This is a genomic window from Nocardioides kribbensis (assembly GCF_015070375.1).
GTDB classification, from domain to species: domain Bacteria; phylum Actinomycetota; class Actinomycetes; order Propionibacteriales; family Nocardioidaceae; genus Nocardioides; species Nocardioides kribbensis.
This window is the reverse complement of the sequence record NZ_JADCLL010000008.1, coordinates 1-26,850: the sequence shown is the minus strand read 5'-3', so window position 1 is coordinate 26,850 and position 26,850 is coordinate 1. Positions and strand designations below refer to the sequence as shown.

The 26,850-nt window shown below is 76.2% G+C and carries 25 protein-coding genes and 1 tRNA gene; 17 read left to right on the top strand and 9 right to left on the bottom strand.

What is annotated here, in order from left to right; all coding sequences use genetic code 11:
- Positions 1-138: 138 nt before the first annotated feature.
- From eccCa to IR170_RS16190, 4 genes are all read left to right on the top strand, one after another.
- The gene (gene eccCa, locus IR170_RS16205) at positions 139-4,158 is read left to right on the top strand and encodes a type VII secretion protein EccCa (RefSeq protein ID WP_227489459.1); all 4,020 of its coding nucleotides are present in this window, start codon (positions 139-141) and stop codon (positions 4,156-4,158) included.
- 227 nt (positions 4,159-4,385) lie between these two features.
- A complete protein-coding gene (locus IR170_RS16200) occupies positions 4,386-4,541 on the top strand; it encodes a hypothetical protein (protein ID WP_162242262.1) in 156 nt (51 codons plus the stop codon).
- A 69-nt stretch (positions 4,542-4,610) separates the two neighbouring features.
- Positions 4,611-4,916 (top strand): type II toxin-antitoxin system VapB family antitoxin, encoded by a 306-nt coding sequence (locus tag IR170_RS16195; protein ID WP_193665820.1) that lies wholly within the window; start codon positions 4,611-4,613, stop codon positions 4,914-4,916.
- Complete coding sequence (locus IR170_RS16190) at positions 4,913-5,428, top strand: LytR C-terminal domain-containing protein (RefSeq protein ID WP_193665818.1); 516 nt, start codon at positions 4,913-4,915, stop codon at positions 5,426-5,428. The genes IR170_RS16195 and IR170_RS16190 overlap by 4 nt, the downstream gene beginning before the upstream one ends.
- 8 nt (positions 5,429-5,436) lie before the next feature.
- Here IR170_RS16190 and IR170_RS16185 read toward each other — a convergent pair whose 3' ends face one another.
- Positions 5,437-6,948 carry a potassium/proton antiporter gene (locus tag IR170_RS16185; protein ID WP_193665816.1) on the bottom strand — a complete coding sequence of 504 codons (1,512 nt, stop codon included), beginning with the start codon at positions 6,946-6,948 and terminating at the stop codon, positions 5,437-5,439.
- A gap of 112 nt (positions 6,949-7,060) precedes the next feature.
- Here IR170_RS16185 and IR170_RS16180 point away from each other — a divergent pair, with 112 nt between their 5' ends.
- From IR170_RS16180 to IR170_RS16150, 7 genes are all read left to right on the top strand, one after another.
- Positions 7,061-8,257 carry a pyridoxal phosphate-dependent aminotransferase gene (locus IR170_RS16180; RefSeq protein ID WP_319805124.1) on the top strand — a complete coding sequence of 399 codons (1,197 nt, stop codon included), beginning with the start codon at positions 7,061-7,063 and terminating at the stop codon, positions 8,255-8,257.
- Between the two features lie 76 nt (positions 8,258-8,333).
- The gene (locus IR170_RS16175) at positions 8,334-8,798 is read left to right on the top strand and encodes a hypothetical protein (RefSeq protein ID WP_193665813.1); all 465 of its coding nucleotides are present in this window, start codon (positions 8,334-8,336) and stop codon (positions 8,796-8,798) included.
- Positions 8,798-9,796, top strand: a complete 999-nt coding sequence (locus IR170_RS16170; protein ID WP_193665811.1) for a hypothetical protein — start codon at positions 8,798-8,800, stop codon at positions 9,794-9,796. Before IR170_RS16175 ends, IR170_RS16170 begins: the two co-directional genes overlap by 1 nt.
- Positions 9,793-11,310, top strand: a complete 1,518-nt coding sequence (locus IR170_RS16165) for an alpha/beta fold hydrolase (RefSeq protein ID WP_193665809.1) — start codon at positions 9,793-9,795, stop codon at positions 11,308-11,310. The genes IR170_RS16170 and IR170_RS16165 overlap by 4 nt, the downstream gene beginning before the upstream one ends.
- 84 nt (positions 11,311-11,394) lie before the next feature.
- Entirely contained in the window at positions 11,395-11,847 is a 453-nt protein-coding gene (locus IR170_RS16160; protein ID WP_193665807.1) for a hypothetical protein, read from the top strand.
- Positions 11,848-11,931: 84 nt separating this feature from the next.
- The gene (locus IR170_RS16155) at positions 11,932-12,897 is read left to right on the top strand and encodes a hypothetical protein (protein ID WP_193665805.1); all 966 of its coding nucleotides are present in this window, start codon (positions 11,932-11,934) and stop codon (positions 12,895-12,897) included.
- Entirely contained in the window at positions 12,894-14,378 is a 1,485-nt protein-coding gene (locus tag IR170_RS16150) for a hypothetical protein (protein WP_193665803.1), read from the top strand. Before IR170_RS16155 ends, IR170_RS16150 begins: the two co-directional genes overlap by 4 nt.
- 11 nt (positions 14,379-14,389) lie before the next feature.
- Here the strand turns inward: IR170_RS16150 and IR170_RS16145 are convergent, their stop codons facing one another.
- Positions 14,390-15,847: a VWA domain-containing protein gene (locus tag IR170_RS16145; RefSeq protein WP_193665801.1), complete on the bottom strand. Its 1,458-nt coding sequence runs from the start codon at positions 15,845-15,847 to the stop codon at positions 14,390-14,392.
- Positions 15,844-16,725 (bottom strand): AAA family ATPase, encoded by an 882-nt coding sequence (locus tag IR170_RS16140; protein ID WP_193665799.1) that lies wholly within the window; start codon positions 16,723-16,725, stop codon positions 15,844-15,846. Before IR170_RS16140 ends, IR170_RS16145 begins: the two co-directional genes overlap by 4 nt.
- Before the next feature lie 225 nt (positions 16,726-16,950).
- Here IR170_RS16140 and IR170_RS16135 point away from each other — a divergent pair, with 225 nt between their 5' ends.
- Together IR170_RS16135 and IR170_RS16130 are read left to right on the top strand one after the other, a co-directional pair.
- Positions 16,951-17,388 carry a hypothetical protein gene (locus IR170_RS16135; protein WP_193665797.1) on the top strand — a complete coding sequence of 146 codons (438 nt, stop codon included), beginning with the start codon at positions 16,951-16,953 and terminating at the stop codon, positions 17,386-17,388.
- A gap of 120 nt (positions 17,389-17,508) precedes the next feature.
- Complete coding sequence (locus IR170_RS16130; RefSeq protein ID WP_193665794.1) at positions 17,509-17,703, top strand: hypothetical protein; 195 nt, start codon at positions 17,509-17,511, stop codon at positions 17,701-17,703.
- Positions 17,704-17,752: 49 nt separating this feature from the next.
- Here IR170_RS16130 and IR170_RS16125 read toward each other — a convergent pair whose 3' ends face one another.
- The 3 genes from IR170_RS16125 to chrA form a co-directional block, all read right to left on the bottom strand.
- Positions 17,753-18,523 carry a crotonase/enoyl-CoA hydratase family protein gene (locus IR170_RS16125; protein WP_193665792.1) on the bottom strand — a complete coding sequence of 257 codons (771 nt, stop codon included), beginning with the start codon at positions 18,521-18,523 and terminating at the stop codon, positions 17,753-17,755.
- A gap of 106 nt (positions 18,524-18,629) precedes the next feature.
- Positions 18,630-19,163 carry a gamma carbonic anhydrase family protein gene (locus IR170_RS16120; protein ID WP_193665790.1) on the bottom strand — a complete coding sequence of 178 codons (534 nt, stop codon included), beginning with the start codon at positions 19,161-19,163 and terminating at the stop codon, positions 18,630-18,632.
- A 62-nt stretch (positions 19,164-19,225) separates the two neighbouring features.
- Entirely contained in the window at positions 19,226-20,587 is a 1,362-nt protein-coding gene (gene chrA, locus IR170_RS16115) for a chromate efflux transporter (protein ID WP_193665788.1), read from the bottom strand.
- A gap of 234 nt (positions 20,588-20,821) precedes the next feature.
- Here chrA and IR170_RS16110 point away from each other — a divergent pair, with 234 nt between their 5' ends.
- Positions 20,822-21,970, top strand: a complete 1,149-nt coding sequence (locus IR170_RS16110; protein WP_193665786.1) for a hypothetical protein — start codon at positions 20,822-20,824, stop codon at positions 21,968-21,970.
- A 186-nt stretch (positions 21,971-22,156) separates the two neighbouring features.
- Positions 22,157-23,737, top strand: a complete 1,581-nt coding sequence (locus IR170_RS16105; RefSeq protein ID WP_193665784.1) for a hypothetical protein — start codon at positions 22,157-22,159, stop codon at positions 23,735-23,737.
- An 88-nt stretch (positions 23,738-23,825) separates the two neighbouring features.
- Here the strand turns inward: IR170_RS16105 and IR170_RS16100 are convergent.
- Positions 23,826-23,912 (bottom strand) — tRNA-Ser (locus IR170_RS16100).
- 153 nt (positions 23,913-24,065) lie between these two features.
- Here IR170_RS16100 and IR170_RS16095 point away from each other — a divergent pair.
- Together IR170_RS16095 and IR170_RS16090 are read left to right on the top strand one after the other, a co-directional pair.
- A complete protein-coding gene (locus tag IR170_RS16095; RefSeq protein WP_193665782.1) occupies positions 24,066-25,019 on the top strand; it encodes an alpha/beta hydrolase in 954 nt (317 codons plus the stop codon).
- A 198-nt stretch (positions 25,020-25,217) separates the two neighbouring features.
- Positions 25,218-25,619: a PGPGW domain-containing protein gene (locus tag IR170_RS16090; protein ID WP_251534890.1), complete on the top strand. Its 402-nt coding sequence runs from the start codon at positions 25,218-25,220 to the stop codon at positions 25,617-25,619.
- 151 nt (positions 25,620-25,770) lie between these two features.
- On the opposite strand, the gene IR170_RS16085 is transcribed toward IR170_RS16090, so the two are convergent.
- Both IR170_RS16085 and IR170_RS16080 read right to left on the bottom strand, forming a co-directional pair.
- Complete coding sequence (locus IR170_RS16085; RefSeq protein ID WP_193665780.1) at positions 25,771-26,451, bottom strand: LutC/YkgG family protein; 681 nt, start codon at positions 26,449-26,451, stop codon at positions 25,771-25,773.
- The coding region (locus IR170_RS16080) for a lactate utilisation protein LutB domain-containing protein (RefSeq protein ID WP_193665778.1) at positions 26,444-26,850 on the bottom strand (407 nt) is incomplete at its 5' end. The genes IR170_RS16080 and IR170_RS16085, both read right to left, overlap by 8 nt.

The window sequence follows — 26,850 nt, the reverse complement described above, 5'->3', positions numbered from 1 at the left end:
CGGTCGCACGCAGGGTAGTCGGTCGGCGGTGCGGCGCCTATCATCGCTGGACCTCAGCCCGACCACCCCACCCGGTCGCGCGGCGCGACCCCGGTCGGAGCCCCGTCACCCGGCCAGACCGACCCCGAGGGGACCTCGTTGACCACGACGCTGCGCGGGCACCGGCTCGAGGAGCCGGAGATGCCCTCCGGTCAGATCGTCCTGCAGGCCCCGCCCGAGATCGAGGACAGCGAGGGCGCCGGCGGCGTCCTGATGAACGCGATCCCGATGCTCGGCAGCCTCGGCTCGATCGTGCTGGTGGCCAGCATGGGCGGGCAGACCGGCGGGCGCTCCTACATCGCGGCCGGCATGTTCCTCTTCGCCACCCTCGGCTTCATCGTCGTGCAGATCGACCGGCAGCGGAAGCAGCGCGCCCAGAGCGTGACGGGCTCGCGCACCGAGTACCTGCGCTACCTCGCCGGCGTGCGCAAGATCGCCCGCGACGCCGCCGACCAGCAGCGCCGCGCGCTGACCTGGCACCACCCCGAGCCCTCCTCGCTGCCCGCGATCGCCGAGGAGCGCTCGCGGGTCTGGGAGCACGGCACCGCCGACCCCCAGTTCCTCCACGTCCGGTACGGCGTGTGCGCCCAGCCGCTCGGGCTCGAGCTGGTGCCGCCCGAGTCGGCGCCGATCGACCAGGTCGACCCGGCCGCCGCCTCGGCGCTGCACCGTCTGCTCGTCGTGCACCGGCTGCAGCCCGACCTCCCCGCGTCGGTCGACCTGCGCGCCTTCGACCGCCTCGAGCTGTGCGGGCCCGACGACCCCACCCGCGCGCTGGCCCGGGCGCTGATCTGCTCGGCCACGGCGTTCCAGTCGCCCGACCACCTCGTGGTGGCGGTCCTGGCCTCCGAGCGCACCCTGGCCCACTGGGACTGGGTCAAGTGGCTGCCCCACAGCCTGAGCCCGCGGGCCACCGACGCCGTCGGGCCGATGCGCATGGTCAGCACCTCCCTCGACGACCTCGCGGCCCTGCTGCCCGAGGACCTCTCCGACCGGCCCCGCTTCGGGGCCGACGAGCGGCCGGCCACGCCCCACCTGCTGCTGGTGCTCGACGGCGCCACGCTGCCCCCGGGCAACCACGTCATCCCGCCCGACGGCCTGCACGGCGTGACGGTGCTCGACCTGCCCTCGCGGTGGGACGAGATGGACGACGCCAGCAGCCTGCGGCTGCTCTTCGGCGGCGAGGTCGGCGCCGACGGCCGCGTGCCGGTGGAGGCGCTGCGCCTGCGCGAGGAGCCCATCCGCGCGCGGGCCGACCAGTGCGACCTGGCCACCGCGGAGGCCTTCGCGCGGCGCCTGACCCCGCTGCACACGGTGGCCGCGCCCGCCGGCGGCGCCGCGCCCGCCGGCGGCGAGATCACCGGGCCGACCGACTTCATGGAGCTGCTCTCGCTCGGCGACGTGCACACCTTCGACCCCGCGGTGGCCTGGCGCGCCCGGCCCGCGCGCGACCGGCTGAGGGTGCCGATCGGCAACGGCGAGGGCGGCGGGCTGGTGCACCTCGACATCAAGGAGTCGGCGCAGCAGGGCATGGGACCCCACGGCCTGTGCATCGGGGCCACGGGATCGGGCAAGTCGGAGTTCCTCCGCACGCTGGTGCTCGGCCTCGTGATGACCCACTCTCCCGAGCAGCTCAACCTCGTGCTGGTCGACTTCAAGGGCGGCGCGACCTTCGCCGGCATGTCGGAGATGCCGCACGTCTCCGCGGTCATCACCAACCTCTCCGAGGAGCTCACCCTCGTCGACCGCATGCAGGACGCCCTGTCGGGGGAGATGGTGCGCCGCCAGGAGCTGCTGCGCGCCGCCGGCAACTACGCCTCGATCCGCGACTACGAGAAGGCCCGCGCCGCCGGCGAGGACCTCGAGCCGATGCCCTCGCTCTTCATCGTGGTCGACGAGTTCTCCGAGATGCTCTCGGCCAAGCCGGAGTTCATCGACCTCTTCGTGGCCATCGGCCGCCTCGGCCGCTCGCTGGGGCTGCACCTGCTGCTGGCCTCCCAGCGCCTGGAGGAGGGCCGGCTGCGCGGCCTGGAGTCGCACCTGTCCTACCGCGTGGGCCTGCGCACCTTCAGCGCCCAGGAGTCCCGTGCGGTGCTCGGCGTGCCCGACGCCTACGAGCTGCCGGCCGTGCCCGGCCTGGGCTACCTCAAGCCCGACCCGACCAGCATGGTGCGCTTCAAGGCCGCCTACGTCTCGGGCCCGCCGTCGGGTCGCACCCGGGTGATCCGCGACGAGGGCGGCCACGTGCAGGGGATCCTGCCCTTCACCGTCTCCGAGGTGCAGATGCTCGAGGTGCCGAGCGCGCCCGAGCCGGAGGAGGCACCGCGGCCCGCGGCCAAGCAGGAGGGCCAGCAGAAGTCCCTGCTCGACATCGCGGTCGACCGCATGGTCGGGCACGGCCCCGAGGCCCACCAGGTCTGGCTGCCGCCGCTCGACGTGCCCGACACCCTCGACCAGCTCTTCGGCGACCTGGAGGCCGATCCCGAGCTCGGCCTGGTCTCGCGCCGCTGGCGCGAGCTGCCCGGCCTCACGATCCCCCTCGGCACCGTCGACCGCCCGCGCGAGCAGCGCCGCGACACGCTCACCGTCAACCTCACCGGCGCCGCCGGCCACGTCGTGGTCGTCGGCGGGCCGCGCTCGGGCAAGAGCACCCTGCTGCGCAGCGTCGTGACCAGCATGGCGCTGACCACGACGCCCACCGAGTCGCAGTTCTTCGTGCTCGACTTCGGTGGCGGCACGTTCACCCCGCTGGCCCGCCTGCCCCACGTCTCGGGCGTCGCGACGCGCTCCGAGCCCGACGTGATCCGGCGCATCATCGCCGAGGTCGTCGGGATCGTGGACCGGCGCGAGGCCTACTTCCGCGCGCACGGCATCGACTCCATCGAGACCTACCGCAGCCGGCGCGCCCAGGGCCGCGCCGACGACGGCTACGGCGACGTGTTCCTCGTCGTCGACGGCTGGAGCACGCTGCGCGCCGACTTCGACGACATCGAGATCGAGCTCCAGCAGCTCGCCGGGCGCGGCCTGACCTTCGGTCTGCACATGCTGCTGGGCGCCGCGCGCTGGTCGGACATGCGCGCCGCGATGCGCGACGTGCTCGGCACGCGCCTGGAGCTCAAGCTGGGTGACCACATCGACTCCGAGATCGACCGCAAGGTGGCCGCCCTCGTGCCGGCCGGTCGGCCCGGCCGTGGCCTGGTCAGCAGCAAGCTGCACTTCCTCGGCGCGCTGCCCCGCATCGACGGCGACGCCTCCGCCGACAACCTCGGCGACGGGGTCGACGACCTCATCACCCGGGTGGCCGACGCCTGGACCGGCCCTGCCGGTCCCAAGCTGCGGCTGCTGCCGGAGCGGATCGACCTCGAGCAGGTGCGCCGCCTCGCCGGTCTCGCCGAGGTCGACCCCGCGGCCGAGAAGCCCGGCGGGCCGATCCTGCTCGGCATCAACGAGAAGGAGCTGGCCCCGGTGGGGCTCGACGTCGACGCCGAGCCGCACCTGCTGGTCTTCGGCGACGGCCAGTCGGGCAAGAGCGCCCTGCTGCGCACCTACGCCCAGGAGATCGTGCGGACCCGCACGCCCCGGCAGGCCCAGATCTTCCTCGTCGACTACCGCCGCTCGCTGCTCGGGGAGGTGCCCGAGGACTACCTGCTCAACTACATGACCTCGGCCACCCAGGCCACGCCGGTGCTCAAGGACCTCGCGACCTACCTCGAGAACCGCATCCCCGGGCCCGACGTCACCCCCGACCAGCTGCGCAACCGCAGCTGGTGGGCCGGCGCGGAGGTGTTCCTGCTCGTCGACGACTACGACCTCGTCGCCACCCAGCAGAGCTCCCCGCTCCAGGCGCTGCAGCCGATGCTCGCCCAGGCCCGCGACGTGGGTCTGCACGTCGTGGTGACCCGCCGCTCCGGTGGCGCCTCGCGCTCGCTCTACGAGCCGGTCATCCAGTCGCTGCGCGACCTGGCCATGCCGGGCATGCTGCTCTCGGGCAGCCCCGACGAGGGGCCGCTCATCCGCAACCTGCGGCCGCTGCCCGCCCCGGCCGGCCGGGCCCGCCTGGTCACCCGCGACCGCGGCGTCGAGGTCATCCAGAACGCGTGGAGCGAGCCCACCCTGTGAGGCCCCTCGCCCGTCCCGCGCCCGTCGGCAGCACACGACGGCCGCGGGCGGGGCGGAACGGCGCGGTCGGCCGCGAGTCGTACGTCACGGCACGTGAGACCTGCTCGTAACCCGCGCTCAACAGTGCGGCCATCGACGCACCCCACGCTGGAGCCTCCGACCGGGACACGGGTCCCGGTCACGCCGACAGGCACCAGTCAGGGAGGCCGATGATGGAGAACCCCACCATGTCCGACCGGGACCTCGAGCGTGCGCGCCAGCAGCGCGACCTCAAGACCCGCCACTCGCAGGCCCTCGCCCGCCTCATGGGCGAGCGCGCCGACCTGCGGGGCGTCAACGCCCTCGCCGACCTGGTCGACGACTCGCTGCGCTGGTCGGCCTGACCCGTCCGGGGTGCGCCGGGGCCGCCTCGCCGCGGCCACGGCGCACGTCGGGCTGGTTATAGTCGCGGCGTGATCTTCAAGCGCGTGGGCGAGGGCCGTCCCTATCCCGCCCACGGCCTGTCCTCGCGCGGCTGGGCCGACGTGCCGCCGCGCCAGGTGCGCCTCGACCAGCTGGTGACCACCAAGGACACCCTCCAGCTGGCCGCGCTCCTCGACGAGGACTCCACCTTCTACGGCGACCTGTTCGCCCACGTCGTGGAGTGGCGCGGGGAGTACTACCTCGAGGACGGTCTGCACCGCGCGCTGCGCGCGGCGCTCCAGCAGCGCACCGTGCTGCACGCGCGCGTGCACGCCGTGGCCGGGACCGCGTCGTGAGCAGCGCCCAGGCCCGCTCGGCGATCACGCTGACCGTGCTCGCCGTCCTGCTCGTGGCCGGGGCGGCGTGGGGCCTCTCGGCCGTCACCGCCCCCTTCTCGGACTCCGACGAGGCCTCCTCGAGCGCCTGCGTCGAGACCGACGTGGCCCGCGGCTCGACACTGAGCAGCGCACAGGTCCTCGTCAGCGTGCTCAACGCCGGCGACCGCTCGGGGCTCGCGGGGCGGACGCTGCAGGGACTGGTCGACGCCGGCTTCGCCCGGGGCAGCGGTCAGGACGCGCCGGGCGACGCCGACGTGGCCCGCGCCCAGATCTGGACCGACGACCCCACCAACCCCGCGGTGCGGCTGGTGCGGACCCACCTCGGCGCCGACACCGAGGTCGTGCGCCGCGACGCCCCGGTCGACGGGGTCGTCGTGGTCGTCGGCGACGACTTCGACGAGCTCCTGCCGGGCAAGCAGCAGGTCAAGGTCCGCGGCGACGCCACCGTCTGCGTGCCGCCCGACGCCTGACCGGCGGCTCAGCCCCGCGGCCCCTGCTCCGGGCTGCTCCACCGCGCCAGGCGGCCCGAGGCGCTGACCAGGCGCAGCCGCTCCTCGGTGAGCTCGCGCTGCTTGCGCGGGGTCACGACGAGCAGGTCGTCGCCGCGGCGCAGCACCGTGCGCGGGTCGGGCACGAGCGTGCGGCCGTCGCGGATGACCATCGACACCGACACCCCCACGGGCAGCCGCAGCTCGCCCACCTCCACGCCGTGCAGGCGCGAGACCGGGCTGATCGTGATCTGGAGCAGGTCGGCGGCCACCCGCTCGAGGGGCGCTGCCTCGAGCTCGAGGTCGCGCGGCTCGGAGCGGCGGGCGACCCGCAGCACGCGCGCCACCCAGGGCAGGGTCGGCCCCGTGAGAAGGGTGTAGAGCACCACCATCACGAACACGATGTCGAACAGCCGCTCGGCCCCCTCGACCCCCTCCGACAGCGGGATGGTCATCAGCACGATCGGCACGGCACCGCGCAGTCCGGCCCAGGACAGGAAGGCCAGCTGCCGTGGCGGCATCGGCTGGGCCAGGGCGCTCACCGCCACCGACAGCGGTCGGGCCACGAAGGTCAGCAGCAACCCGGCCACCACCGCCAGACCGACGGTCGCGGCGTCGATGCGGCCCGGCGAGAGCAGCAGACCGAGCATGACGAAGAGCCCGATCTGGGCCAGCCAGGCGACGCCCTCGGCGAAGGACCGGGTGGCCGCGCGGTGGGGCAGCTCGGAGTTGCCGAGCACGAGCGCGGCGACGTAGACGGCCGCGAAGCCGCTGCCGTGCAGCGCCGTGGCGCCGCCGTAGGCCAGGAAGGTCAGGCAGAGCACGGCCAGGGGGTAGAGACCGGAGGAGGGCAGGGCGGCGCGCCGCATCGTCCAGGCACCGCCGAAGCCCGCGGCGAGCCCCAGGGCCACACCGACCGCGAGCTCGAAGACGATGATCGCGAGCACCACCAGCGGCGGGTGCTCGCCGACCGCCCCGGTGGAGATGAGGGTGACCAGCACGACCGTGGGGGCGTCGTTGAGGCCCGACTCGGCCTCCAGGGTGCCGGTGAGCCGGCGGGGCAACGGCACGACCCGCAGCACCGAGAACACCGCGGCGGCGTCGGTGGGCGAGCACACCGCGCCCAGCAGCACGGCCAGCTCCCACGGCAGGCCCAGCACGTAGTGCGCCCCGACGGCGACCACCGCGACCGAGACCGCGACGCCGACCGTGGCCAGCGACAGGCCCAGGCGCATCACCGGTCGCGCCTCGCGCCAGCTGGTGGTGAGCCCGCCCTCGGCCAGGATGACGGCCAGGGCCGCGAACCCGAGGGCGTGGGCCAGCTCGGCGTCCTCGAAGCTGATGCCGAGGCCGGCCTCGCCGAGCGCGACGCCCATCAGCAGGTAGAACAGCAGGCTGGGCAGCCCGGCGCGCGAGGAGATCCGCACGGCCAGGATCGCCAGGAGCGTGACGGCCGAGCCGACCAGCACGAACTGGTCGAGCTGGTGGACGTCGAAGGTCATGTCACCTCTGCGCGTGGGGTGGCGGGCACGCAGTCTATCGGCGCGGGGGGCCGCCGCGGAGCGCCCCGACCGCTCCCGGACGCCCTCCGGGGTCCCCTCTAGGGTCGCAAGGGTGACCGACCGGATGCAGGTGGCCAGCCGCGCCGCCGTACCCCCCTTCCACGTGATGGACATGCTGGCCGCGGCGGCGGAGCGCCGGCGCACCCACGGCGACCTCGTCGACCTGCTCGCCGGCCAGCCCAGCACCGGCGCCCCCGGCCCGGTCGCCGCCGAGGCCGTGCGGCTGCTCGGGTCGGGCGACCCGCTGGGCTACACCCCGGCCACCGGGGTGCTGGAGCTGCGCGAGGCCATCGCGGGCCACCACCGCCGCACCCACGGCATCGACGTCGAGGCCGACGACGTCGTCGTCACCACCGGGAGCAGCGGCGGCTTCCTGCTCGCCTTCCTCGCCGCCTTCGAGCACGGCGACCGCGTGGCGATCGCGCGCCCGGGCTACCCCTGCTACCGCAACGTGCTCAGCGCGCTCGGCTGCGAGGTCGTCGAGGTGGCGACCGGGCCGGAGACCCGCTTCCAGCCCACGGTCGAGCAGCTCGACGCGCTGCACGCCGAGGTGGGGCTCGCGGGCCTGGTGGTGGCCAGCCCCGCCAATCCCACCGGCACGATGCTGCTGCCCGAGGAGCTCGCCGCCCTGGCCCGCTGGGCCGAGAAGCACGGGGTGCGGCTGATCTCCGACGAGATCTACCACGGCATCGAGTACGCCCCGCTCGAGCAGGGCCCGCAGGCCCGGCTGGCCCGCTCGGCGTGGGAGACCAGCCGCCAGGCCGTGGTCTTCTCCAGCTTCAGCAAGTACTTCTCGATGACCGGGTGGCGCATCGGCTGGATGCTCGTGCCGCGCGACCTGCGGCGCGCCGTCGACGTGCTCACCGGCAACTTCACGATCTGCCCGCCCGTGCTCGCCCAGCGTGCGTGCCTCGCGGCCTTCACCGAGGAGACCTACGCCGAGCTCGACGCCCACGTGGAGCGCTACGCCCACAACCGGCGGCTGCTGCTCGACGGGCTGCCGCGGCTGGGACTGAGCCGTCTCGCGCCGGCCGACGGGGCGTTCTACGTCTACGCCGACGTCTCCCACCTCACCGACGACTCCATGACCTTCGCCCGCGACCTGCTCGCCCGCACCGGCGTGGGCGTGGCCCCGGGCGTCGACTTCGACGTGGTCGAGGGCCACCGCTCGGTGCGGCTGAGCTTCGCCGGACCCACCGCCGTGGTCGAGGAGGGCCTCGACCGGCTCTCCACAGCCCTGCGTCCGTGACGTTTCCGCGCCGCCGAGGTCGGGCACGGTCCTGCCACGGCACCCGGCCCACCGCCCACCCCCTCGGAGGTCCACGATGTACGGCGACCCCTCGGCCCTCCTCGGTCTGGCCCGCCGCATGCGTGACGTGGCGGGCGACGTCCGCGCCGAGGCCGACCGGCTGGTGGGCCGGGCGGAGGCCACCACCTGGACCGGCGTCGCCGCCGACGCGGTGCGCCGGCGGGCCCGGGAGCGGGCGGGTGACCTGCGGCGCACGGCCGCCCTCCACGACGCCGCCGCCGAGGCCCTCGAGCGCCACGCCCGCGAGGTCGACCGGCTGCGCGAGCTCATCGCCGCGGCCGAGCGTCGCCTCGCCGGGCTCCTCGACGCGGTGCGCGAGCGCGCCGACGACTGGCTGGACCCGCTCGGCGGGCGGCTCGACGACTGGACCGGAGGACTGGCCGACCGGCTCGAGCGGATCACCCCGCCGCCCCCGGGCCACCGCGACTGGATCGACCTGGAGCTGCCGGGCCTGCTGCCCGGCCTCGGGAGCGCGGCCTGATGACGACCCGGATCGACCTCGGCCGTCTCGACGGCGCCCGGGCCGAGCACGAGGCCGCACCCGGACCCGGAGCCGGGGCCGGGGCCGGCCGGGAGAGCGCGGATCCGCGCCGGGTGCGGGTCTCGCGGCGCGCGGCCGAGGCCCTGGGGCGCCGCCTGGAGTCGCCGATGCCGTGGCAGGTCGCCCGCCGCACCGGCCCCGACCGGACCCTCGACGGCTCGATGCGTCCGGCGCCCGTGCCGCCCCACGACCCCGACGACACGACCGACCCGTGGGAGGAGCTCGGCGGGCTCGGCCTGGTCGACGCCTCCGGCCGGCTCTTCCCGGAGCTGCCCGGCGCCCTCGACGTGCTGGCCCGCCCCGAGACCGCGGTCGACCTCGACCTCGTCGTGCGACGCCCGACGACGGGCGCCGCCCCGGTCGCCGCCCCGGGTGACGGCGCCGGGCCGGGCGGGTCGACCGACGTCCAGCTGCGCGCCTGGCACCGCCGGCGCGCGGGACGGGTCACCGCCGTCGCCACCGCGGGCGCGCAGGTGGAGATCGGCTGGTTCGACGACCGCTCGTGGGCCGCGGAGCTGGCCCGCGTCGCCGCGGTCACCAGCGCCCTGGCGCCCACCCCGCCTGCGCGCGACCTCACCCTGCCCCACGAGCTCATGCTCGGTGTGGGCGTGGCGCGCCGCACCGACGCACCCCGGCTCACCGAGGAGCTGCTGCGCCGTCACCTGCCGCACATGCGCGTGCCGGAGGGCGCCGACGCCCGCGAGCAGGTGCAGCTGCTGCACTCCGGCGTGGTCGGACGCCTGCGCGCCGTGGTCTCCGGCCAGGGCGACGACGGCCGGCGCAAGGTCGGCTGGGTGAGCTGGCTGCTCTTCAGCGACGGCTGGCGCACCCTGCGCCCCCACGTCGACTCGGGGGTGTCCCAGGTCGGGGTGCACCACGTCGAGCCCTCCGCCCTGGGCCGCGAGGTGGCCCGGCTCGTCGCCGGGGTCACGTCGTGAGCGCCCCCGGCGACCCCGCCGGACCGGGCCGCGCCCTGCCGCCCCTGACGTCGCTCACCGGCGGCGCGACCGGCCTCGCGGCGAGCTGGCCGCAGCTGGTCGCGCTGGCCTCGGCGTACGACGCCTCCGGGGACCGGCTGCGCGACTGGGCGGGCGAGGGGTCGCGGGTGCTGCTCGACGCCGACCTGCTGGCCTCGGCGCCGCTGGCGCCGCGCACGTTCGCCGCGGCGGAGGCCGCCGTGGTGGCCGCCTGCGCCGGTCCGGAGGGGGCGCTGGCCGCCTCCGCGGCCTGGGAGACCGACGCCGTGCTGGTGCGGGTGACGCTGCACTGGCTGCGCGAGAGCGACGAGCTGGTGCGGGCGACCTTCGAGGCCGTGGACCTGCTCGCCGGCAGGGCGGTGGGCTTCACGCTGACCGCCTCGAGCCCGCTGTGGCTGCCCGGCGCCGTGGTCGTGGGCGGGGCGGCGGCGCTGCTCTGGCCGACGCTGCTCCGCCCGGCGCTGCCGCCGTCGGTGCGGCGCGACCTCGACCGGGGCCTGACGGGGGTCGGCCGGCTCACCGAGCAGTGGCTGCTCGAGCACCCCGGGCTGGTGCAGCACCTCGCCAACGGCGGCGGCGGGCTGCTCGACGGTCTCTGGGACGGGCTCACGCCGGCGACACCGGGCGGCCCGTTCGGCCTGCCGTCGTCGACCCCCGACACCGAGTCGGCCGCGGGCCTGCTCGCCGGGCTCTACGACGACCGCACCGGTGTCGCGGTGCCGCGCGGCGACCTCGCGGTGGGCCTCGGCGCCGTCGCCCCTGCCACCGTCGCCGGGCTGCTGACCCACCTCCAGCAGGTGGCCGCGCTGTCGGGGCCCGACGGGCGCGGGGCGCCGGGGGCCGTGGAGGTGCAGACGCTCCGCGGGCCCGACGGCCAGGTGCGCCACGTCGTCTACCTGCCCGGCACCGACGACCTCGGCACGCTGCCGTGGACCCAGGACTCCGACGTGCGCGACATGGCGACCAACTACCTCCTGCTCGCCGGGGAGGGCAACGCCTACCAGGACGGTGTGGTCGCCGCGCTCGAGCAGGCCGGGGTGCAGCCCGACGAGCCGGTGCTGCTCGTGGGTCACTCCCAGGGCGGCATGACCGCCGCGGCGCTGCTCGCGCAGGGCAGCCCCTACGACGTCACCCACGTCGTGACCGCGGGCTCCCCCACCGCCCACCTCGACGGCTTCCCGGCCGGCACCCACGTGGTGTCGCTGGAGAACCACGGTGACGTCGTGCCCCTGCTCGACGGCGAGGACAACCCCGACACCGCCGAGCAGCTCACGGTCGGCTTCGACGCCGGCGGCGCGGGCGTGGTGGGCCACCACGGGCTGCCGGCCTACGTCGCGGGCGCCGCAGCGCTCGACGCCTCGGCCCACCCCGGCGTCGTGGAGCAGGTCGAGAGCCTCACCGCCGCCGGCTTCCTCGACCCGGCCGGCCACTCCGCCGCCTCCAGCCAGGTGCTCCAGGTGGTCGCCGAGCGCTGAGTCGCGGCCCCGCGCGACGGCGCGGGGCCGTGGTTTCGCGGCCCCGGGCCCGGGGAAAGCGAGCGCACGAGAGAGGGAGGCACGATGTACGGCGACACCGACGTCATGCGCAGGCGGGTGCTGCAGCTGCGCGAGCAGGGCGGCGACATCCGCGCCCTGGCCGACCGGCTGGTCGCCCGCACCGAGGCCGTCGGCTGGAGCGGACGGGCCGCCGAGACGATGCGCGAGCGGGTCAGGGAGCGCGCCGGGCACCTGCGCGACGCCGCCGCCGACCACGACGCCGCCGCCGACTCCCTGGAGCGGCACGCCCAGGAGGTGGGCCTCCTGCAGGAGACCATCGGCGAGCGCGAGCGACGCGCGGCGACGCTGGTCGCCGACGCCCGCGCCCGCGTCGCCGCGGTGCAGGCCCACGCCGACGACGACGCCGCCCTCGGGGTGCGACGTCTCGCCGACCCGGCCGACGAGCAGGTCGCCGGCTTCGACGCGCCGCCCGCGGGGCACCGCGACTGGCTGACCGTCGAGCTCCCGGGCCTGTGACCCTCCCCCCACCCGGGCCCCCGGGCCTCGTGAGCCCGTGACCCCGTCCGGCCCACCCCCCGACACCGTCTCGAGAGGACGCCGATGCCCACCATCGACCTGAGCAACCCGCCGCCCCCGGCGGCCAACCTGCTCGACGCGCTGCCGCGACGGGTGGCCCTCACCCTGGCCGAGCTGCACCTCGTGGCCGAGGCCGCCGGCGGCGCTCCGCTGCCGTTCGCCCCGACGCCCGCTCCCGCCGCGGGCCCGGGCGGGCTGGACGGTCGCCTCGGCTCGAGCCGCGGCACGACGGAGGACGCGGCGTACGCCTCGGCGCTGTCGTCCCTGCACGACCCCGAGGCCTCGTTGGGCCGTCGTGGCCTGCTGGCGGGCGGCGAGGTCGACTCCGGCCTTCTCGGAGCCGTCGGCCTGCTCGCCACGCCTGCCGTCGCCCTCGACGTCGACCTCGCGGTCGGCCCGCTGCGCTGCAAGGCCTGGCACCGCCAGGCCGGGGACGCCGTCGCCACCCTGGCGACGGCCGACGGCATCGTCTTCGAGCTGGCGTGGTTCCCGGTCTCCCAGTGGGCCATGGAGCTGGCCCGGGTGGCCGTGGTGCCGGAGGACCTCGCGCTGAGCACCTCGCAGGTGCCCGCGGTGCTCGACGCCCCCTTCGCGCTCGTCGACGCCGCGGGCGAGGCGGTGCGCTCGGGGCGCAGCGACCTGCTGCCGGTGCTGGTCGCGCAGCACACCGGCCGCACCCGCTCGATGAGCAGGACCGGCGCCGACGAGCGGTGGGCCGGTCGGCAGACGACGCTCGACGACGCCGCCACCGTCGGCGCGCTCGGCGCCCTGACCACCGAGGCACGGGGCCGCCTGCGGGCCTTGGTCGCCGACGTCTCCGGCGCGAGCACCAGCGTCGTCGGCGTCGTCTCCTGGGTGCTGCTCGCCGACGGCTGGCGCGCGCTGCGCCCGCGCCACGTCGACGACGAGCACCGGGTGGGCGTGCACCGCGTCGAGCCTCCCGACCTCGCCGCCGAGCTGGCGCCCGTGCTCGCCGAGGTCACCCGGTGACCGGGGACCTGCCCGACCAGGGCACGCCCGCCAGCGGACCCGGCGGCGATCTCCTCGGGGAGCTCCTCGGCCGGCGGCCCGACGGGGCCGCGGGGGCCGCAGGAGACGCAGGAGACGCAGCGGCGGCGGCACCCGCCCCGCGCTCGGCGGTGGAGGACGCCGACCTCGCCGACAAGTACGACCAGATGATGCGGCTCGCCGACGAGTTCGACGCGGCCGGCCAGCACGTGCGCGAGCGGGCCCGCCTCGGCGTGGAGATCCTGCGCGACCCCGACGTCGCCGACTCCGCCGACCTCTCCCGGTCGACCTGGACGCGGGCCGAGGACGACATCCGCGCCGCCACCGCCGGCAAGCACGGCCTGCTGACCCGCTCCATCGAGCTCGACGCCGACGCGCTCGTGCTCCGGGCGACGGTGCTGACCTACCGGTGGATCGACGAGCTGCAGTCGGCGGCCTTCGAGACCCTCGGCTCCATCGCCGGTCGGGCCATCGGGTACCTCGCCCCCGGTGTGGCCCTGGGCGGCGCGATCGTGTCGGCCGGACTGATCGAGACCGACGCGCTCGACCGTGACGGCGTGGCGGCCTACCTCAACGAGCTGGCCGAGAACAACCCCGAGCTGATGGACCACGTGAGCAGCGGCGGCGGCGGCCTGCTCGACGGGCTGCAGATGCGCTCGATGCTCACGGTCGGCGTGCTCGCGGGCGACACGCAGCGGGTGGCGGCCGCCGGCGGTCTGCGCGCCGCCGGGGTCGCCGACTTCCCCACCGACCTCGGCTCCGCCCTGCGCGACGTCGCCGGCGGCCTGGTGCACGACGGGTCCACCGTCGTCGCGGACGCGCCGGGGGCCGGCGGCGCGGGCGGGCCCGGCGAGCCGGGCGCGGACGACCCGGTGCAGCGCGCACCTCGCACCATCGAGGAGCTGCTGACCGCGCTGGCCGCGAGTCGGCGCAGCGTCACCGTGCAGCGCGTCGGCCCGCAGCGCTACATCGCCTACCTGCCCGGCCCCGAAGCCGGGGAGGGCCGGTTGCGGCTGGTCGGGGGCGACCACACCGCCTACGACGCCGAGGTCGTGGCCGCGGTGGAGCGCGCCGTGGCCGGCGACGAGGGCGCGCGCGTGATGCTCGTCGGGTCGGCGCAGGGCGGGGTGACCGCCGCCGAGATCGCCGCCACCGTGGCCTCGCCCCACTTCGTGGTCGACCAGGTCGTGACCGCCGGCGCGCCGGGCGCGCAGGTGACGCGCGTGCCGGAGACCACGCGGGTGCTGTCGCTGGAGGACCGCTCCGACCCGGTCGCGCTGCTCGGGTCGCTGGTCAACGCCGGCCTGCCGCACCGCGTCACGGTGGTCTTCGAGGGGGCCTCGGCCCGCGCCGACGGCACCAGCGTCTACCTCGCCGGTGCCCGGGCCGCCGACAGCGCGACCCACCCGGAGCTGCGCGCGGAGATCCAGCGCATCCAGGGGCTGGGCTACCTGGCCGGCTGACCCGGGCCGCCTCACAGCACCTGGTGGACGAACTCCCCGAGCTGGGTCAGGTTGCGGCACTCCACCATCGGCACGACCTCGCCGTAGCGCGACGCGGCGGAGTCGCCGGTGTCCCAGTGGCGCCGGTGCTCGGGGTTGAGCCACCAGGAGTGACGGATGCCGGCGGTCAGCTCGCGCAGCACGTCGAGGCGGAGGTCGGCGTAGTTGGAGCGGGCGTCGCCCAGCACCAGCAGCGACGAGCGCGGACCCAGCGCGTCGGGGTGCTCCTCGGCGAAGCGGGTGAGGGCACGGCCGTAGTTGGTGCGCCCGAAGCGGGCGGCGTGGGCCGCGCTGGCCGCCAGGTCGCCCATCACGTCGACGAGATCGGCGCCGGGGCGGAAGTACGGCGTCACCTCGTGCACGTCGTCGACGAAGGTGAAGGCGCGCACGGCCTGGAACTGGTCGCGCAGCGCGAAGACCAGCAGCAGGGTGAACTGCGCGAAGTGGGCCACCGACCCGCTCACGTCGCACAGCACCACCAGCTCGGTGCGGTGGGGCCGGCGCGGCTTGTGGTGGGTGGTCAGGGGCACGCCACCGGTCGACATCGACGCCCTCACCGTGCGCCGGAAGTCCAGTGGGCCGCGCCGTCGCGCGTGGTGCTCCTGGGTCAGCCGGCTGGCCAGGCGACGGGCGAGCGGGTGGATCTCGCGCCGCATCTCCTCCAGGTCGGCGCGACGCATGGAGAGGAAGTCGAGCCGGTCGATGGTGGGCCGCATCGCCACCGAGGCGACGTGGTCGGGCCCCTTCTCCTCACCGATGCGACGACGCGCGTCGGCCTCGACGGTGCGGGTGAAGGCGCCGATGCGCTGGGCGGCCGCGCGGTCGGCCTCCTCGTCGCCGCGACCGCCCGCGACCAGCCCGGCCACGATCTTGTCGACCAGCTCGCCGGGCGCCACGCGCTGCAGCGCGGTGTAGGCCGACCACGAGGACAGTCCCGGGCCGCGGCCCGGCATCGCCCCGAAGCGGCCGACCATCTCCGCGGCCATGCGCGCGAGGGCGTCGTCGTCGCCGGCCAGCAGGGCGTCGAGCAGGCGCTCGCGGAAGTCGGTGAGCGCCGCGGCGTTGTCGCGCACACCCTCCCCCGCGGCGTCGGGCCCGTCGGGAGCGTCGGGCCCGTCGGCGTCGCCGTCGGGCGAGGTCTCGGCGTCCGAGCCGCCGGGGGTGCCGTCGAGCCCGAGGCCGCCGTCGCCGACCAGGCGCGGGAAGTAGAGGTCGAAGAGGGCGTCGAAGGTGGGTCGCTGGGCGCGACGCTTGACCAGCGTCGCGGCGTATCCCTCGCGGACGAGGGCGCGGTCGTCCCAGCTCAGCGCGGTGAGCGCCGCGATGGCGTCGAGGTCCTCGGCGAGCGAGACCGGGAGGCCGGCGGCGCGCAGCGCCTCGAGGAAGGCGATGTGCCGCTCGAGGAGGCCGCTCGTGCCGGCCGCGGTCATGCCCGCAGCCGCAGCTCGCGCACCGCGCGGTCGTGGTCGGAGGCGTGCTTGAGCACGACCCCGAGGGTGTCGGTGACGGCCTTGTCGTCGAGGTCGCGGATCTCGAGGGCGATGAGGGTGCGCGCCCAGTCGACCGACTCCGCGATCGACGGCGCCTTCTTCAGCTCCAGCTCGCGCATCCGGCCGACCATGGCCACCAGCTGCTCGGCGCCGCGGTCGTCGAGCCCCGGCACCTGCGAGGAGACGATCTCGCGCTCCCGCTCCGCGTCGGGGTAGTCGAGGTGGAGGTAGAGGCAGCGGCGCTTGACCGCCTCGGAGAGCTCGCGGCTGGCGTTGGAGCTGAGCACGACGAAGGGCCGGCGCACCGCGGTCACCGTGCCGAGCTCGGGGATCGTGACCTGGAAGTCCGAGAGCACCTCGAGCAGCAGGCCCTCGACCTCCACGTCGGTCTTGTCGACCTCGTCGATGAGCAGCACCGTGGGCTCCTCGCGTCGGATGGCGGTGAGCAGCGGGCGGGTCAGCAGGAACTCGTCGGTGAAGATGTCGTCGTGGGTGGCGCTCCACTCCTGCGCACCCTCCTGGGCCCCCTGCGAGGCCTGGATGCGCAGCAGCTGCTTCTTGTAGTTCCACTCGTAGAGCGCGCGGGCCTCGTCGAGGCCCTCGTAGCACTGCAGCCGCACCAGCTCGGCGTCGCAGGCCCGCGCGACGGCCTTGGCCAGCTCGGTCTTGCCCACCCCCGCCGGGCCCTCGACGAGCAGCGGCTTCTCCAGCGCTCCTGCGAGGTAGGAGGTCGTCGCAGTGGGGGCGTCGGCGAGGTAGCCCGCCGCGGCGAGCCGCTCGACGGCCTGCGCCGGGGAGGAGAACCAGGAGGAGGTCATGGCCCCATCCTGTCCCACCGGCGGTGCCGCCGGGGGCGGGACCGGTCTGGACCGGCCGGTGCCTCGCCGGTCGGGAGGGTCACCTCGGCGCGCACGGGTCGTTGAGGAGGGCACCACGAGCCCCAGCGGGGTCCGTGGGCGTGGTTCCGGGACCCGCAGCCCCCTCCCCCCGTCACCCACCTCCGCGGTCCCCGCCGCCGGTGGTCCTCCCCCCAGGAGCCCGCCATGCACCCCTCCGCCGACGTCGCCCCGCCGTCGACCCCGCCGTCGATCCCGCCGTCGATCCCGCCGTCGATCGCGCCGCGGACACCGCCGCCGCTGGTGGCCCGGCTGCTGGTCGGGGTCCGGCTCGCGGTGGTGGTGCTCCTGGCCGCGCTCGTGGTGGCGCTCGTGCTCGGCGCGCGTACGACGGAGCCGTCCGGGTCGGCCCCGGGGCTGAGCGCCGAGCCCGTCGCCGACGTGCCCGACCGGGTCGACGCGCTGATGGCCCGCCACCGCTGCTCCACCCAGGGTCTCGGGCCCGACGTCATCCCTGCGCAGGCGCTGCTGCGCGGGCGCGACGGGGTGGTCCGGGTGACCGGCTTCGACCGGGGCTGGGCCGCGTGGACGGGTGAGGCCCCCGGTGAGCTGGTCGCCGTGTGCCTCGGCCCCGCTCCGCGCTGAGCCCAGCCCGCGCCCGGCCCCGCGGGGACCGCTAGTCGTGCCGGACCGGCCGCCCGGCGCAGGCCGTGGAGATCCACGGCCGGGGCCGTCACCCGCGGACCCCAGGCTCGTTGGACCGTCATGCGACACCGTCCTCCCGCCGCCGCCGTCACCGCGGTGCGAGCCGTGAAGGCCACGGTCTTCACGCTGCTGATGATCCTGCTGGTCGGCCTGCCGCTCGGCAGCGGCCAGGGCGTCGGGTCGGCCGGCACCGGCGGCGACGGTCCGGGCGGGCCGCGCCAGGCCGCCGTCACCGTCCCCGGCCCCGGCGACTGACCCCGGGACCCGCCGCCAGGATCCGCTGCCAGGACCCACCGTCGAGGGGTCAGAAAGCGCCGTGTCGCCCGGCCCCGGACGCGAAGCGGGCGGCGCCCTCCAGCGCTCCCGCTGCGAGCGAGGCCCGGCCGTGCTCGAGCTCGACGGCCAGGGCCTCGGCCTCGGGCAGTCCGTGCTGCTCCAGCAGCGAGAGCCGGTCGTGGCGCAGGCACTCCTGGGGGAAGCCCGCGAGCTCGCGGGCGAGGGCCTCGGCCGCGGCGCGCGCCCCGCCCGGGGCGACCACGCGATTGACCAGGCCGATGCGCTCGGCCTCGACGGCGCCCACCGGGCGGCCGGTGAGCACGAGGTCGAGGGCCCGGGAGGCTCCGATCAGACGGGGCAGCCGCACGGTGCCGCCGTCGATCAGCGGCACGCCCCAGCGCCGGCAGAAGACGCCGAGCACGGCGTCCTCGGCGGCGACCCTCAGGTCGCACCACGCGGCCAGCTCGAGCCCGCCCGCGACGGCGTACCCCTCGATCGCGGCGACCACCGGCTTGCCCAGCCGCATCCGGGTGGGCCCCATCGGGGCGTCCTCGTCGACGTCGTCGACCCGGTTGCCGTGCTCGCCGCCGACCGCCTTGAGGTCGGCTCCGGCGCAGAACGTGCCTCCCTCGCCCCACAGCACCGCCACCGACTGGGTCTCGTCGGCGTCGAAGGCCCGGAAGGCCGCGGCCAGCGCGGCGGCCGTGGGACCGTCGACGGCGTTGCGGGCGTGCGGGCGGTGGAGCACCACGGTGGTGACCGGCCCCTCGGTCTCGACGCGTACGGCGGGAGCGCTCATGCCGGCAGCGTAGGACCCCCGCACCGCCCGCCCCCGCCACAGGACGTCATGCGCACCGTGGAGGCGCCTCCACCCCTCGTACGACGCCCGCGACGGACCGGCCCGCTCAGTCCTCGCCCACCGGGCCGGCGCCAGCGGCGTGGCGCCGGGCGAGGTCCTGGTAGTAGCGCGCGTTGGACTCGATCCACGGCTCGGAGCTGCTGCCGGCGACGGGCTTGACCGCGCGGGCGGGGACGCCGGTGGCGACGACGCCGCTCTCGATGACCGCGCCGGGGGTGACCACCGAGCCGGCGCCGACTAGGGTGCGCGCGCCGATGCGAGCGCCGTCGAGCAGGGTGCTGCCGTTGCCGATGAGCGCCTGCTCGCCGACGTCGGTGCAGTGGACCACGCAGGAGTGGCCGATCGAGGCGTTCGGGCCGACCGTGAGCGTCTCGCCGGGCGCGGCGTGGAGCACCGAGCCGTCCTGCACGTTGGTGCCCTCGCGCACCACGATCGTGCAGATGTCGGCGCGCAGGACCGCGCCGTACCAGATGCTCGCGCCGGCCTCCACGGTCACGTCGCCGATGAGGGTGGCGGTGGGGGCGACGAAGGCGTCGGGGTGCACGGTGGGGCGCTTGCCCTCGAACTCGTAGAGCGGCATGGAGCCATTCCACACTCTCCCGGGCCCGCCGCGCGCGGCGGGCGCGGCGGGCGACCTAGGGCTCAGCCGGCGAGCAGGTGCACGACCACGCCCGCGACCGCGCAGACCCCGAGGGTCCGCAGCACGGGCCAGCCCCGGCCGAGCACCAGCAGCAGCCCGAGGGCGGTGACCGCGAGGGCGGCGGGGTCGAGTGAGGCCGGCACGGGCAGCTCGAGGGCGAGCGGCCCGCGGTCCACGCGCACCGTGTCGGTGAAGAGGGTGTGCACCGCGAAGTAGACCGCCAGGCTCGCGATCACCCCGACCACCGCGGCGGTGATCCCGGTGAGGGCGGTGCGCAGGGCGCGGTTGCCGCGCAGCCGCTCGACGTACGGCGCGCCGAGCAGGATGAAGACGAAGCAGGGCACGAAGGTCACCCACGTGGTCAGCAGCGCCGCCAGCACCGCCGCGAGCCACGGGTCGAGCGCGCCGGGGTCGCGGTAGGCGCCGACGAACGCGACGAACTGCACCACCATCACCAGCGGCCCCGGCGTGGTCTCGGCCAGCGCCAGCCCGCGCACCATCTCGCCGGGGGCCAGCCAGCCGTAGACGTTGACCGCCTGCTGGGCCACGAAGGCCAGCACGGCGTAGGCCCCGCCGAAGGTGACGACGGCCGTGCCGCCGAAGAAGAGCCCCTGGTCGACGAAGACGCTGTCGCGTCCGGCCAGCGCCGCCGCGACGGCGACGGGGGCGGCCCACAGCAGCAGGCCCAGGCCGAGCACGCGCAGCGAGCGGGCGGTCGAGGGGCGCTCGGTGTGGAGCGCCTCGTCGCCGATCAGCGGGGCGGGGCCGTCGTCGGCGAGCGGCGGCGGGGCGGCGCCCAGCCCGGGCAGCCGGGTGCCGAGGGCCCAGCCGAGGACGCCGGCGGCGAGCACGACCACGGGGAAGGGCACCCCGAAGACGCTCAGGGCCACGAACGACGCCAGCGCCAGGCCCACCAGGGCCGGGTGGCGCAGCGCCTTGCGCGAGAGGCGGGTGACGGCCTGCACGACGATGGCGACCACCGCCCCGGCCAGGCCGAGGAAGAGGCCCTCGAGCAGGGTGGTCTCGCCGTAGCCGACGTAGAGCGCCGACAGGGCCAGCAGCGTGACCACGCCGGGGAGCACGAAGAGGATGCCGGCGACCAGGGCCCCACGCACGCCGTTGAGCAGCCAGCCGACGTAGGTGGCGAGCTGCTGGGCCTCGGGGCCGGGCAGCAGGGTGCAGTAGGACAGCGCGAAGAGGAACCGCTGCTGGCCGATCCAGCGGCGCTCCTCCACCAGCGTGCGCTGCATGACCGCGATCTGGCCGGCCGGCCCCCCGAAGGTCTGCAGCGAGATGAGGAACCACGCGCGCGTGGCCTCCCGCAGCGGCACCACGTCGGCGGAGCGTGCGTCGCGCTGGCTCATCGGCGTCCTCGGGGTCGGTGCGGGCGGGCGGTCGTACGGCCCGTGGAAGTCTAGTGATCGAGTGGGGTTTGCGGGGCGGGCGGGTGCTCCGACCACCACCCTGCCCGCCGCCGGCGTCGTGAGGGTCGTCGGGAGGGACCGGCGGCAGCCCACAACGAAACCGACGCGGGGCGCGTCGACAAGGGGACGGCCGACCGCCGGCCCGTCGCGCCACCCTCCCGCGAAGGATCCCCGATGACCACCCACCTCCACCCGACGCCTCGCACCCCCGACCCCGCACCTGTCCCGGCACGCGCTCCTGCCCGCGTCCGTGCGACCGTCCCTGCCCGGCGCGCGCCCGGCGTCGTGCGGGCCACCGGGCTCACGGCACTGGCAGCGGTGACGGCGGCGGTGCTGGCGGCGCTGGCGCCCGTCACGGCGACGGCGCTGCCGCCCGCCGGCGGCGGGGCGGCGACCTCCACGGTGTCGACGGCGACGGACCGCGCCGTGCCCACGACCGTGCTCGACCCCGGGCAGCTCGAGCGCGGAGCGGGCCCCCGGGTGCCCCGGGTGCTCGGCACCTCCATCGTCGACGGCTCCCTGGAGGTGCCGGTCGACGCCGACGAGATCGACCTGCTCGGCCCCGCCGGCGACGACTACGTGGTGGTGGCCTACGACGCCAGCGGCGGGGTGGTCGAGCGGGTCTCCCCCGACGGGTCCACCCGGGTGCTGCGCGAGAGCGGCATCGGCCTCTACGAGCTCTCGAGCGACGGCAGCCAGCTCTTCGACGTCCTCACCCGCGGGCGCGACCGCACCGTGGTGCGGGTGCTCGACACCACCACCGGCGAGGTCACCGCCCGCCGCGGCTTCCCCGGCTTCGTCGACGTGCTCGACGCCGCCGACGGCGTGGCCGTGCTCGGCGGCACGGCGCCGCGCCGCACCGTCTCCTGGGACACCGCCACCGACGAGACCACCCGGATCGTGAGCCGCCAGGGCTACCGCGCCGACCTGGCCGCCGACCGGCTCTCGACCTTCTCCGGCGACCCCTACGACGGCGGCTGCAGCCGGATCACCCCCCTCAGCGACCCGGCCCGCACCCTGTGGCGCTCCTGCGACGACATCGAGGTGGCCGCCTCCCCCGGCACCGGTCGGCTGCTGACCGTGCCGCTGCTGCTCGACGGGCCGCTGGGCCAGGTCGACGCGCGGCGTCCCGACGGCCGGCTGCTGGCGACGTACGGCACGCGGGGCACGCTCGGCCCCCTCGTGTGGGAGGACGACCGCACCGCGTTGATCACGGTCTACGGGGTCCGCAGGACGGCCGTGGTGCGGTGCACCGTCGCCGGCCCGGCCGAGGACCGCACCTGCGAGCGCGCGACACGGCTGATCCCGACCCCCGGGCTCTGACCCGACGCGGCGGAAAGCCGGCGCGGTCGGGTCAGGTCGGGCCCCCACGGGCCGATGGACCAGACCGTGACCGGCTCCCCCCGAGGCCCTCGCGCCCACCCCCCGACCCGCCCCGCCCCGCGCGACGCCGTCCCCGCGGCACCGCGCCCTCGACGCCCACGCGCGCTGGCCGCCGTGCTCCTCGGCGTGCTGAGCCTCCTGACGGGTGCCCTGAGCGCGGCCACCGGCACCGCGACGGCGTCGCTGCCTCCCGCGCCGCCCGCGCTGGCGGTGTCACCGACCAGCTACGTCGGTGGCCAGGCCGTCACCTGGACCGGCAGCCTCGGGGTCGCCGGTCCGCGGGCGCTGGTGCTGGAGCACCACATGGGCCGACCGGGCGATGCGTGGGTCACCGAGCCCGGCGTGGTCGGCACGAGCGCTCTCGACGGGAGCTTCTCCTTCGTGCACGAGGCGCCGAGCATGATGAACATCCACTACCGGGTCAGGGGCGGCTCCGCGGTCTCCGCCCCGCTGACGTTCCTCGCCAAGACCCAGGACCTCACCATCCGCGTCGCCGGCACACGCGCCGACGCGGCCAACCCGCCCGGCCGGGTCGAGGCCGGTCGCCCCTTCGCGATCGCCGTCGACACCACGCCCGACGAGCTGCGCGGGCCGACCTCCCGCGGCCTGCCGGTCTTCGAGGGCCGCACCCTCACCCTCCAGCGCCGCGTCGACGCGGACACCTGGGACACCCTGGCCACCACGACGGTGCCCGCCGACGGCGCCACGCGCTTCACCGACCTCGAGGCCGACGCCGGCGTCGTCGTCTACCGGGTCCGCGCCGAGGACCACCGCACCGGCGGCCACCGGATCGGCTGGACGCAGTCCTTCCCCCTCTACGTGCTCGTCGGCGAGCAGGCCCAGCATGCCTGGGACCGCGACCACCCGACGACGACCTCGCCCCGCCCGTCGTACGTCGGAGCCGCTGCGGCTGCGCCGACCAGGGCCGCCACCGCCGGCCGGGCCCTCCAGGCGGCGCCGGGGACGACGGCGGGCCAGCGCCTGCGGTGGTTCCCCGCGCTCTTCGACTTCGCCTGGGAGTTCGGCCAGTCGCTGACCAGCCTGCCGGCGCGCGGCACCCGCCTGGCCGGTGGGTGGGTCGACCACTCCGAGGGCGCGGGTCGGGTGAGCAAGGTCAACGGCGGCCTGGCCATCGACAGCAAGCGCCTCGCCACGGCCGGCCCGGGCGACTTCGGCACCACCCGCGCGACCCTGCGCGGCAACGCCATGACCTACGGCCGCTGGGAGGCGCGCATGCGCGTGCGCGACGCCGCCGAGCGCACCGGCCACCCCTACGACGTGCTCGCCGAGCTGGTGCCCGCCGCGGTGGGCGACCAGGACTGCGGCGCGGGCACGATCAGGCTGGCTCGGATCTCGCCCTTCTCCCGGGTCGTGCGCTTCGGCGCCCAGTCGGCGCAGCACCGCTGGTCGGGCCGGGTCACGGGCCCCGACACCCCGACGCGCTTCGCCTACGCCGTCGCGGTCGAGGTCGGCCGCGACCACGTCACCTGGTTCGTCAACGGTGTCCCGGTCGGCACGGTGACCGGTGAGGAGGTCGTGCCGGGCGTGCCGCTCACCCTGCGTCTCTCGCTGGTCGGCGACGGCGCGCAGGAGATGGACCACACCGGGCTGATCTCCGACTGGCAGCGCGGCTTCCCGATCACCACCGGCGAGGAGACCCTCAGCCGCGACCGCCTGCCGCGCCGGGCCGTCGCCGCTCGCTGCTGACGGCCTGCCCGGCGGGCCTGCCGCCCGCGACCAGCCGCAGACGCCGAAGGCCCCCGTCGAGCACAGCTCGACGGGGGCCTTCTCAGGGCGGTGGCGGTGGGATTTGAACCCACGGTGGGTTTGACCCCACACATCATTTCGAGTGATGCACCTTCGGCCGCTCGGACACGCCACCGCGGGAGAATGTACCGGAGGGGGTGGGTCAGGGCGAATCCGGCCAGGGGTGGTGGCAGGGGGCCTCGACGGGGGCCTCGACGGGGGCGCAGTGGGGCCCGCCGCGCAGTCGGTCGGACGGCTCCGTCGCGGGTCCGCGCGGCATGATCGAGGTATGACCCCGAGCAGCGAGACCGGCCCCCGCCACGACGCCAGCACTGGCCTCGGCCGCGGGCCCGACCACGAGCCCGACCGCCACGACGTCGCGGTCGAGGACGGCGCCCTCGCCACCTTCCGGTACGGCGCCCCGGGCGCACCCCCCGCGCGCACGGTGCTGGCCGTGCACGGCATCACGGCCAGCTCGCGGGCGTGGCCGGCGGTGGCGCGCTCGCTGCCCGACGACTGGGCCCTCGTGGCCGTCGACCTGCGCGGGCGGGGCGCCTCCCGCGACCTGCCCGGCCCGACCGGCCTCGACCGCCACGTCGCCGACCTCCGGGCCGTCGTACGGAGCCTGGACCCGGAGGGCTCGGGCGACCTGGTGCTGCTGGGCCACTCGATGGGCGCATACGTCGGGCTGCTCCTGGCCGCCGACTCCCCCGACGCCTTCGCGCGCGTGGTGCTGGTCGACGGGGCCGTGCCGCTGCCCGTGCCGGCCGGCGCCGACCCCGACGCCGTGCTCGAGGCCACTCTCGGCCCCGCCCTGGCCCGGCTGAGCCAGACCTTCCCCGACGACGACGCCTACGTCGACGTCTTCCGCGCCCACCCCGCGCTGGCCCCGCACTGGAACGACGACGTCGAGACCTACGCCCGCTACGACGCGCTGACCACCGACGCCGGGGTGCGCTCGCGGGCGGTCGAGGACGCCGTGCGCGCCGACGGGCGCGACCTGCTGGTGCTGGGCGAGCGGCTCGACGCCGCCCTGCGCGGCCTGCGCACGCCGACGACACTGCTCGTCGCGCCGCTGGGGATGTTCGGGGAGACGCCCGGGCTGCTGCCGGCCGAGGTGGTCGCGGCCTACGACGCCGAGGTGGCGGCACTGGACGTCGAGACCCTCGCGGGGGCCAACCACTACACGATCCTCTTCGACCCGGCCGCCGCGCGGCGGGTGGCCGCCGCGGTCACGGGCTGACCCCGTCCAGGCCGGCCGGTCGGGCTGAACCGGTCGGGCCCGTCGGGCTGAACCGGTCGGGCCGGCCCGGTCAGATCGGGCCGGTCAGGGTCGGGGTCGGGGTCGGGCGCGAGGCGCGGCGTTCCTCAGACGCCGCTCAGGCGGACCGGCGAGACTGGTCATCCGCCGCTGCACCCCCGGAGCACCCCGGAGCCACCTGTGACCGACCTGACCCTCGCCCCGCGCGCCGACGCCCTCCTCGCCCGCATGGAGGCGTGGTCGGCGCGCAGCCTGGCCCGCTCGCTGGCCGTCAAGGCGGCGGTCACCGTCGCCGGGCCGCTCGTGGTGCTCACCGGGGTCGCGATGCTGGTGCTGCCCGGCCCCGGTCTCGTGGTCATCGCGCTCGGCCTGGCGCTGCTCGCGGTGGAGTACCCCTGGGCGCGCCACGCGCTCGCCCTGCTCGGTCGCGCCCTCGCGCGGGCCAAGCAGGCCACCCTGCCCACCGGCGCCTCAGGCCCGCGCCGGCTCCTCGGCGTCGCCGCCATCGCCGGCGTGCTCGTCGCCGGCTTCCTGGCCACCACCGCGGTCACGGCGCTGCTCGGGTCGCTGGCGCTGCTCTGAGGCGGGCGCGGGTTTCGCCGGTCGGCTGGCGAAACCCGCACTGGTCGGCCTACGCGTGGGCCGACAGGTGCGGGTGTGGGCCGACAGGTGTGACGGGTGGTGCCGGTGGGGAGGCCGCTCGGCGCTGGTTGCCCGGCGGTCGAGGTGGGGTTCAGTCGACGAGCAGCACGTGGAGGGTGCGTGGGCCGTGGACGCCTTCGACGCGGTCGAGCTCGATGTCGCTGGTGGCGCTGGGGCCGCTGATCCAGGTGAGGGGTCGGGTGGGGTCGAGGAGGTCGATGGCGTCGGGGACGTCGGCGACGACCTGGTCGGTGCGCACGATGCAGAGGTGGAGGTCGGGCACGAGGGTGATCGCGCGGCGGCCTTGGTCGGGGGTGTGGTCGAGCACGATGGTGCCGGTCTCTGCGATGCCGACGCGGGCGGCGGTGACCACGGCCACGCAGGCGTCGAGGTCGGCGGCGCTGAGCACGCCGGCCTCCCCAGAGGTGTCCGAGGGGTCGTCGACCACGGCGCGCGGCACGGGTACGTCGAGCCCGGCGGGCACGACCACCCGGCCCTGGGCCGGCAGGGCGGCGGCGATGCGCTCCTCCAGCTCGGCGGCGGTGCAGCGCTCGACCACCGCGCGGTAGTCGGCGACGCGTTCGTCGAAGAGGTCCACCAGCGCGGCGTGGGCACCCTCGTGGGCCGGGGTCGCGCGCGGTGCCACCACCGGCGAGGCGTCGGCGGCCTCGGGCACGACGTCGCCCAGCGCGGCGCGCACCCGGGCGAGGATCTCCTCGCGCGCCGAGGTGGCTCCCGCGGTGGATGTCGGGGTCGGGGTGGGGTCAGTCATCGACTCGTCCTGTGGGGGTGTGTCCGCTGTCGGTGCGTCCGCCGTCGGTGCGTTGCCACCAGGCGCGGAACGACTCGGCGGGCGGGGCGGGTAGGTCGCGGGCGCCGGTCCAGGCGGCGCCGGGTCCGGGGAGGCGGCCGGCGGTGGCACGACCGCCGGGCAGCGAGGTGCGTGAGAGACGTGCCAGGGCCTTGCCGGTGAGACCGGAGGCCTTCTCGACCAGGCCGAGGCGGCGGGCGTCGGTGAAGGCCCAGGCGGCGGCCTTCATGGCTACGGCCTCGGCCTTGGGCACCCGGTCGCCGCGGTGGCCGTCGACGACCTTGGAGCGCAGGTGGACCAGCACCTCGGGGATGTCGATGCGCACCGGGCAGACCTCGAAGCAGGCTCCGCACAGCGAGG